The sequence below is a fragment of the Ancylobacter amanitiformis genome (assembly GCF_030814815.1).
Classification (GTDB): domain Bacteria; phylum Pseudomonadota; class Alphaproteobacteria; order Rhizobiales; family Xanthobacteraceae; genus Ancylobacter; species Ancylobacter amanitiformis.
Genome location: NZ_JAUSVR010000030.1, coordinates 21,002 through 29,701, shown reverse-complemented (window position 1 = coordinate 29,701; position 8,700 = coordinate 21,002). Strand labels below are relative to the sequence as shown.

8 protein-coding genes and 1 pseudogene are annotated in these 8,700 nt (G+C 64.8%); 3 read left to right on the top strand and 6 right to left on the bottom strand.

Annotated features, from left to right (window positions below):
- Positions 1-46 precede the first annotated feature (46 nt).
- Positions 47-652 (bottom strand): autoinducer-binding transcriptional regulator TraR, encoded by a 606-nt coding sequence (gene traR, locus QOZ99_RS21655; protein WP_306892068.1) that lies wholly within the window; start codon positions 650-652, stop codon positions 47-49.
- A 269-nt stretch (positions 653-921) separates the two neighbouring features.
- A pseudogene (locus QOZ99_RS21650) lies at positions 922-1,116 on the bottom strand (hypothetical protein); the annotation flags it as partial.
- Between the two features lie 215 nt (positions 1,117-1,331).
- Here QOZ99_RS21650 and QOZ99_RS21645 point away from each other — a divergent pair.
- The 3 genes from QOZ99_RS21645 to QOZ99_RS21635 are packed head-to-tail and all read left to right on the top strand — an operon-like array spanning position 1,332 to position 3,015.
- A complete protein-coding gene (locus tag QOZ99_RS21645; protein ID WP_306892067.1) occupies positions 1,332-1,580 on the top strand; it encodes a type II toxin-antitoxin system VapB family antitoxin in 249 nt (82 codons plus the stop codon).
- Complete coding sequence (locus tag QOZ99_RS21640; RefSeq protein WP_306892066.1) at positions 1,577-1,963, top strand: type II toxin-antitoxin system VapC family toxin; 387 nt, start codon at positions 1,577-1,579, stop codon at positions 1,961-1,963. Before QOZ99_RS21645 ends, QOZ99_RS21640 begins: the two co-directional genes overlap by 4 nt.
- Positions 1,960-3,015, top strand: coding sequence for a PIN domain-containing protein (locus tag QOZ99_RS21635; RefSeq protein ID WP_306892065.1), 1,056 nt, complete (start codon positions 1,960-1,962; stop codon positions 3,013-3,015). Before QOZ99_RS21640 ends, QOZ99_RS21635 begins: the two co-directional genes overlap by 4 nt.
- Before the next feature lie 11 nt (positions 3,016-3,026).
- Here QOZ99_RS21635 and QOZ99_RS21630 read toward each other — a convergent pair whose 3' ends face one another.
- Genes QOZ99_RS21630 through traA form a run of 4 tightly spaced genes read right to left on the bottom strand, consistent with a single transcriptional unit; the run spans position 3,027 to position 8,695 of the window.
- Complete coding sequence (locus tag QOZ99_RS21630; protein ID WP_306892063.1) at positions 3,027-3,635, bottom strand: TraH family protein; 609 nt, start codon at positions 3,633-3,635, stop codon at positions 3,027-3,029.
- Positions 3,636-3,649: 14 nt separating this feature from the next.
- The gene (locus tag QOZ99_RS21625) at positions 3,650-4,837 is read right to left on the bottom strand and encodes a conjugal transfer protein TraB (protein ID WP_306892062.1); all 1,188 of its coding nucleotides are present in this window, start codon (positions 4,835-4,837) and stop codon (positions 3,650-3,652) included.
- Positions 4,806-5,390 carry a conjugative transfer signal peptidase TraF gene (gene traF, locus QOZ99_RS21620; protein WP_370876909.1) on the bottom strand — a complete coding sequence of 195 codons (585 nt, stop codon included), beginning with the start codon at positions 5,388-5,390 and terminating at the stop codon, positions 4,806-4,808. The genes QOZ99_RS21625 and traF overlap by 32 nt, the downstream gene beginning before the upstream one ends.
- Entirely contained in the window at positions 5,387-8,695 is a 3,309-nt protein-coding gene (gene traA, locus QOZ99_RS21615) for a Ti-type conjugative transfer relaxase TraA (RefSeq protein WP_306892061.1), read from the bottom strand. Before traA ends, traF begins: the two co-directional genes overlap by 4 nt.
- Positions 8,696-8,700: the final 5 nt, after the last annotated feature.

Genomic DNA, 8,700 nt, shown 5'->3' with positions numbered 1-8,700 from the left:
CAGGTCAAAGCGAGCCATCTCAACCTCCAGGGCTGAGATCAATGAATCAGAACCCCGGCCCGCGGGGAAGCCCGTTTATGGGTATGTCTCCTAGGGCGATCCAGCGCAGATAGGCGGCCTCCTTTGCATCGAGCCATGCGTGCTCTTCGATCGTCGGTGTCGCCTGCAGATGCGCAATGCGCGCATGAAGCTGCCCCACAGCGGCAGCGGCCGCGATGGCGTCAATATCCCTTTCAGGGTCGATCCTGTGTTTGTCGGATGCCAGCGTGAACATCGACATGAAGCCGTTCGCGGTGGTGACCGGAATGGTAAATCCAGACCGGATCGCGAAGTCGGCGGCGTGCGAGAAGAAGGAGCGCTGTTCCCTCGACAGGCGCGAGCGATCCGCCTCGCCGTCCCAGGAGAAAGCTCGCCTGAGCCGCCGTGCCCGCTCCACGACGGGATCAACGCCGGCGTACCTCTCGCTGAAGTAAACGCGCTGCCATTCATTAGAATAATTTGAAATGGCAAACGTATTGTTCATTTGCATGTGCAAATAGGCGTACCCGCCAAAGCCAAATGATTCTGCCAGATCTGTCAGCGCCGATTTGAGATCAGTTTCGTCCGTTCCTATCGCCGTCAGGTCGGTAAGCCTCTCAATCCAATGCTTCACTACGATCCTCCGAGTGGCACCTCGTTTTCTTGCAGCTGAGTTTTAACCATCAGAGTGGCGAATTCAAAAGCCAGTTTTTTCCAATCTTCCTCGACAAATGGTAGTGGGCGCGGACGGCGGCGTACTGGACCACCTGCAGGCGTCGCGGCTTCGCTACGCCAACCGACAGGGGTCGACATCACCAGCACGAGCCGCGGCTACGTGCGGCGACGATAGCGTTGGGATCGGCGCGCCAGATGAAGGGCTTCGGGTGTTTGTCAGCGGCGCCTTCAGGCAATCGAGCGGCAGGCGCCCCACCGGCGGCTCATCCGCGCCCATGCATCGACGATGCCGGGCACGGTGACGCTGCCGCCGCCGTCATTAGCCGCCCGGCCCATGGCGCGCGGGGTGGGCCCCGTGCCATTGACGACGGCCACCTCGCCAGTCGCCGTCCGCACCAGGCAGAGTTGGCCGCCGCCGGGCCCGCAATTGTCCGGCGTCGATTCCCGCCACGCCGGCGGTCAGCACGACGCCATTGGCGGACCCGTGCCTTCGCGAGAAGTTTGGCGGCAGTAGGCCGCTTCGGTTGGGATTGCCGCAGACCCGATGGCGCTTCCCCCTCACAACTGCGTCCTTGTCTTACAGGGCGAAATGGGTAGAATGGTAGAATGAATTCCGTTTATCTAGAAATGGAGACAGCATGAGCCTCAACGTCAAGGACCCGGAAGCGCATCGGCTGGCCCAGGCAATCGCCCGCGTCACCGGGGAAAGCATGACGCGCATCGTCACGGAAGCCCTGCGCGAGCGGTATGAACGGATCGAGCGCAGCAAGGGCAAGGCCAGCGTGCTGGAGCTTCTGGCGATCGCCGACCGCGCAGCCGCGCATGTGAAGCGGCCGTATGCCGATCATGCGGACCTTCTCTATGACGAGCACGGTCTCCCGAAATGATCATCGACACCTCGGCCATGGTCGCAATCCTCTACCGGGAGGACGAGGCGGAGGAGTTTGCCCAGCGCATCCACGATGCCGACATCTGCCGCATCAGCGTGGCGAATTATGTCGAGCTCTCGATGGTGATCGAGAACCAGCTCGGCCCGGAAGGCATGAGGCAAGCGGAGGTGTTCTTTCGTCGCGCTGGTATCGCCATCGAGCCGGTCACGATCGAACATGGCGAACTTGCCCGGCAGGCGTTTCTCGACTTCGGCAAGGGCCGGCACAAGGCCGGGCTGAACTATGGCGACTGCTTCGCCTATGCGCTGGCGAAAGCGACGGGTGAGCCGCTTCTCTTCAAGGGCAATGATTTCGGCCAGACCGACATTGCTGCCTCATGAGCAAGCCTGCCCGCAAAGCAACCGAGCCACTGCGGACCCGCCATGTTTTCCTCGACACGGAGGTCTATCGCCGTGCCGGATTCAACATCTCCAACACGCAATTCGCGCTGCTCGCGAAGGAGATCGACGCGGGCCGGATCGTACTGCACTTCACCGACATCACGCTTGCGGAGATCCAGCGCCAGCTCACCGAGGAGGTCGTTGCCAAAGCGGCAGAAGCGAAGCGCCTCGCCCGCGACTTCAACCGCATCTCGCAGATCGCGGGGCGACCGAACGACACGGTAAGGGAGATCGACGCCCAGCAACTTGCGGACGCCGCATGGAAGGGTTTTCTCAACACATTGATCACGCGACTGCGTGGCCATTCGGTTCTCGCTCTGGACACGCCAGCGCGGATCGTCTTCGAACGATATTTCGCAGGCCTCGCTCCCTTCGAGCAGAGAGGCAGCAAGGAATTTCCCGACGCCTTCGTTGTCGAAGGCATCGCCCGCTATTGCACGAGCAACGACATCTCCATGTATGTTGTCAGCGGAGACGCTGCCCTTCGTCGTGCTGCCGAGAGCCACGCCCCCCTCATTCCATTGCAAACTCTGGACGAGGTCCTTGCAGCTGCCGCCACTGCGGCAGGAGAAGCAGGCGACATCGAGGCGCTCGTCGATGAGATTTTTGCGTCGCCCGGTTTCGATGATCAGGTGACAGCTGCCATCGAGGCCGATCTGGATTTCGTCGATTTCGTCTATTACGGCCCACTGACCGATGGGAACGTCGTCTCCACCGAGCTGAACGAGATTGTCAGCCTCGACGAATATGACGTCGCCGCGTTCGATGACTCCAAGATCGGTCTGATCATTCAGGTGAACGCGACTCTCGACGCGAAGGTGCGCTACTTCGACGAAAAAGAGTTGCGCGATAAAGATGACGACATTATTCCAACCGAACTGGAAACGTCGTCGCGCATCCATGCCCGCCTGAAGATCTATGTCTCGATAGACCTGCGCAGCTTGCGCTTCTTGGAATCCGAGCTGCTGACGCGCGATATCATCGTGGAATAGGGCGCCGTGCCCTATGGCGCCTTCCCTCCAATCCCGGACAGGTCGACGCGGATAGCGGCCTTGTTGGGATCTACGGCTGACGCATCCGACGGCGCAGGAGCTGTCGCCGGCGAGAGTTGCGGCACATCCTCCCGCCTTTGCTTGGCCGCCTTGGGCTCGCCAGGATCTGGCGCACTGAATACCGCCGCTCCCTCGAATTGGCCCGTCTGCCAGGCATGGAGCGCGTCTTCCAGCACCTGTGGCATGACCTCCTCGGAGGTCGGGTTGCCGTACCATTTGAACACGATCCGCCAGACCTTCCCGAACAGGGCGGTGCCCATGCGGATGTTTTCGCAAGGGTCGACCAGGGCGGGGTTAAGCTCGGAGGCGTCCCGGATGCCGATGCCGGCGGGGAATTGCGTGACGCCGACCCGCACCACGGCCTTTCTGACATGTTCGCGGACGAGCGCGAGCGCCTGCTCGGATGTCTTCGCCGGCGACACGAGAATGATGCGGTTACCGCTTCGGACGGTGACCGCGAGCGGATCAGGCGAACCCCCTTGCCGCACGAACTGCTCGACGATCGCGGGCTCCAGAGAGGGGTCGGCGCATTTCCGGAGAAGATCGGCATCGAAAGCCATGGGCGGGATCCTGTTCAGCGGTTGAAGGCGGTAACGAGAGGAATGCCGAACAGGCGCGACCAGGCTTTAAGGCTGGCGATCTGGATCGATGGCACGGAGGTTTGTGTCGCCCACCAGGCGTTGGCGATGCCGACGATCACATCCGGACGATGCAGCGCCGACTGCAGGACCGGCCAGACCAGGAGCTGTTCGTAGCAGATCAGCGGCGCGACGCCACGGCCGGCGACCTCGATCACGGGCTCGCCGAAGAAGGTTGCCCGCGCGCCGCCGCTCGAGCTGAACCAGGCACGCCAGGGCTGCCACATCGAAATCGGCACGGGCATGCGCGCGCGATAACGGATCCCGCCGCCGCGCGGCCCAGTCTCGGCCATGACGTTGTCGTAGCCGTCGCGGTCGAGAACCGTCGCGCCGGCGATGACGATGACGTCGAGGTTGGTGAGCGCATCCAGCCAGAACCGCTCCACCGTCGGGGTCAACGAGCCGAGCGCGCTCTCGGGCAGCACCACGACCTTTGCGCCCTCCCCTATGCGCGTGCTGACGAGACTCAGGAGTTGGCGATGCCGCTCAAGCGCGCCATCGCGTCCGAGGGCCGCGCCCAATCGCGTGTCGACGCCGGTCCATCCTTCCGGTAGCGTCGGACTTGTCCAGCTCGCCACGGACCAGAGCCAGAAGCCTCCCAAGGCGATGACGGCGGCAGGCCGGAACCGCGTGGTCATGACAGCCAGGCTAGCCGTCGTGGCGAGCACGCCCCACCATCCCCATCCGGGAAAGAGCACACCGGCCGCGGTGATCGGCTGCGCCCAGCCGAAGATACCGAAGGGCGGGACCGCCATCAGCACCGCCGCGAAGAGATAGCGTAGCGCCCGGCGCCATCCCGGCCGCGAAGTCCAGAATACAGCGTGCACGGCGACGAAGGAGAGTGAGGCCAGCAGCCAGAGCAGGATTCCGGCCCAGACGGAAGCGCCAAAGAAGGTCGCGATCCCTTGGGGCAGGCCGCGAGACGCGGCCAGGAAATACCCCATCGACACGGCCACCGCTGCGTTGCGGGTCGGCGAACACGCCCACAGCAGCGGAAACAGCAGAGCGAGCGGCAGCGCCAGGACGTGCCCGGACCATGCGATCCAGCCGATGACGGTGGCCGCGGCCGTGAGACAGATCGCACGCCAGCGATCAGGGCTCGAATGTGAGCAGGGGCCGAGCAAGGCCGAGAAGACCCGTCTGCGGGAGCGGCCCGAAATAGCGGGAGTCATAGGAACCTGCGAAAGGGGAATGAACGAAGATCTGGCCAGCCGGAACGATGCCGCCGGTCCAGGGGGTGAGCGCGCGCCCGGCGCCGTCGCGTAGGATCAGTTTGGAGCGGGGCAGGGCGGCTCCATCGATCACGACATCGGTGCCGACCTCAATGCGGCTGCCGGCGAGCGCCGCGACGGTCTTGATGAGCGGCCCGGCGCCGCCCGGGCATGAGCCCCGCCGGAAATATCCGCGCTCGAGGCCGAAGGCCGAGACCGGCCCCGGCGGCGCACAGATGAAGACGAGATCGCCGATGGCGACGGGGCGATCGAGCGGCACGATCCGCCACAGCCCGAGCGGCTCGCTCGGCGTCAGGTTGATGCGCAATCCGCCGAGCCCGCCCAGGACAGCGATCACCGCCATCACGACCACGCCGCCGACGAGCATCGTGAGTGCACGCCGCCGCGTTTCGCCGCTCCTCCTTCCGTCTGCCTTTCCGATATCCGCACGCGCACCGACCGTCATTTGAGCGACAACCCCTGTCGCTGCCCCTGGCGCATCGCCTCGACCTGCTTCAGCCCTTCGGCGGTGCGCTGCTGGGCGGCGAGTTGCTGCGCCGTGCGCATTGTCGGCCAGGCCGATTTCAGCTCGTCGCGTTGGGTAGCGTTCATGCCAGCCGCGAGCTTCTCGAAGGCTGGGCCGTCCGGCGTCTTCGCGCTGTTGGCAAGCATGGACCGCTCGCCGAACCGCTCGTTGACCGCCCGGGCGAACCCTTCGAGCTCGGCCTTGACCATCTTGTCCTCAAGGGAGAAGGCCAGCGCGACGGGAAGGTCGTTTCGGTCGATCGCGTCGCGCACACGCTCGAGCACATTCTTCGCTGCCGGCGACAGTGACGGGATTTCAACGGCGACCTTCATGCGTGCCGCGCGTTCCTCGGTCTCGTGCTTACGCTCGGCCTCCGCGCGCAGGGTGAGATACCGTTCCAGATCGCGGGCGAGCGCCGGCACGTTCAGCGTGGCGCGCTCGCGATCCTCTTTGTCGGCCCGGCTGGCGAGAAGGCCGGTCCTGCCATTCAGGGTGCCGAAGGTCTCGGGCTGATTGGCGATCTTCGACAGGGTGGATTTGGCGGTGTCGACGTTCCTGATCATGCCGTCGACCTCGACCTTGCGAAACGCGCTCTCCGGCTCGGCGAAGACGAAGCGGAAGCGGGTCGAGACCTCCTCCCATTGCCTCGATAGGGCGGGATCAGCGGCGAGCCTGTCCTCGGCGGCCTTGTCGATCGATTTGGCGAATGCGGTGACGCCCGCGACCATGGGTCTGGCCTCCTTGTTCGTTTGCGGGATGGTGTTTTTCGAGGAGACGCCGAGGCCGAACCGGGCAGCGACCACGGCGAGGCGGCCGCCGAGACGGGCGAGCTTGTCCTTCTGCCGGATGGTCCAACACAGCCGCTCAGTGACGAGCGTGCGGGCGACGCGGACGAGATGCAGGCCGCGCGCCTCGGCGAAGCGCAGAGCGGCGCGATAGGAACCGGCGCGCTCATAGTCGAGCGTGGTTTCCTTAGGCTTCCGCTGCGACAGGATCTGCGTGAGGCCGCCGGCCTTCTTGAAGGAAAGCGCTCCATAGTAGAGGCCGACATCCTCGCGATGGCGGGTCAGCGCCACATAGGAGAGATGTCGGTCCAGCGAGAGAGTGGCCAGCACCTTGACCCGGTCGACCGTCGCGCCCTGCGACTTGTGGATGGTAGTCGCATAGCCATGGTCGACATGGGCGTAGAAGCGCTGGCCGACATCGACATGGCGACGGTATTCGCCTTCGCCGACCATGGCCTTGAACCCGCCCGGCCGCGCCTCGACGACATGGGCGATCATGCCGTTCTTTACGCCGAGCGCCGCGTCGTTCTTGAGGAAGACGATCTGGTCGCCGGCAGCGAAGCGGCGATGTCCATCTTCGGTACGGAAGGCATGGCCCTCCTCCATGAGGCCGCGCTCGATCAGCTTCGCCCGCGCCATGTCATTGAGCGCACGCACGTCACGCCGGAGATGGGCGAGGATCAGCGTCGATTTCGCCGGATCATAATCGCGGTCCCAGTCCTCGATCAGCGCCGCGATGGCCTCGGTCTTGAGTGTGCGTGGCTGCAGCTTGCCGTTCGCCTCGTAGCTCTTCAGCGCTGCGGCGACATTGCCCCGCGCGAGATCGAGCGAGGCCTCGCGCATCCATTGTTCGCGCTGGCGATAGATCGTCTCGAGTTCGGCATATCCGGTGCGCTCGGCGATGGCGCGGAACGCAGCACCGGCCTCGATCGGCTGGAGCTGATCGGGATCGCCGACGAGCACTAGCTTGGCACCAGCCTTCACCACGGTCTCGACGAAGAGCGCCATCTGTCGCGACGACACCATGCCGGCTTCGTCGAGCACGAATACGCATCTGTTGTCGAGCGCCTCGCGTCCCTTGCTCCACGCCAGTTCCCATGAAGCAAGCGTACGGGAGGATATGCCAGCTTCGCTCGAAAGGGCCTCGGCCGCCTTGCCGGCAAGCGCGGCGCCGACCACGCGATAACCGGCCGCTTCCCAGACCTCCCGTGCGGCCTTCATCATCGTGGTCTTGCCGGCACCGGCGCGACCGACGACAGCGGCCAGCCGTCCGTCGCCGGCGACATGGGCTATCGCCACGCGCTGCTCTTCCGAGAGCCGGGCATGACGCTGGAACGCCGCCTTGAGCACCGTCTCGCGAACGCCATACGAGGATCGCGCGGCGAGCCACATGGCGCGATTGGCCATCTCGGCTTCGAGCCGGATCAGTTCGCGCGTCGTGTACCGAGCGGGCTCACGTACACCGCTTGCGAAGCCGATATGCTCAGCTTCCAGCCGCAGCACGTCCGGGCTCTGAAGGATGCGCGCGAGGAGCTGCCGAAAGGTGCCGGCATCGTCGACATAGCGATGCAGCACCTTGGCGATGTCGCGCTCGGTGAAGACGCTCATCTCGCGCGTGACGAGGTCGAGCACGATCTCCGGCCGGTGCAGGATACGCTCGCGGTTCTCGGCCCGCCGCTCCTCGTGGAGCGAAACACGCTCCAGCCTGGGCGACCACCCGGCCGCCCCTTCCTTCCGGTCGATCGCCTTCGCCGCCACGCCGATATGGGTCGTCGGAACGAGATGGACGCCGCGCTCAGCGTAGGAGCGACCGTCGACGTGGATGTCGAGCCCGGCGAAAGCCAGATGCCTGTTCTGGAGGTCGAGCCAACCCTCGCGCTGTTCGAGGAACTCGGCTTTCTCGCCGGACCAGAGCCGGTAGACGATCTTGCCGGCATCATTGCGCAGCGGCTGCCCGTCCTCACCGATCACCGGGACCTTCTTCGACCCGAACCCCTTCGGAGTCAGCGGTCGCAACGTCGTCATCAGGTGAATGTGCGGATTGCCCGGCTCGTCGTGGAATACCCAGTCCGCGACCTGCCCGCGGGCCAGCACCTGTGTCTCGACGAACGCGCGCACCAGAGCGATGTTCTGGTCCACCGACAGCTCGACCGGCAGCGCGATGATGAATTCCTTGGCGAGCTGCGCGTCAGAGCGCTTCTCGAAGGCCTCGACGGCGTTCCAGAACGCTTCCGCGGCCCCTGCGACCGAGCGATCGGCGATCAGGCGGAGTGCCCATTCCGGCGCGCCGGGCGGCAGCAGGAATTCCTCATGCCGCAGCCCGCGCTTGGCGGAATAGTCGGCAATCCGCCCCTCGGCCTCGTGCTCCATCCGCGCGCAATGGCGATACGCCGCCGACAGCACCGCGCTGCGGCCGGAGCCGCGCGAGATGAGCTGGGGCGTGAAATGCGTGATGGCCAAGACGG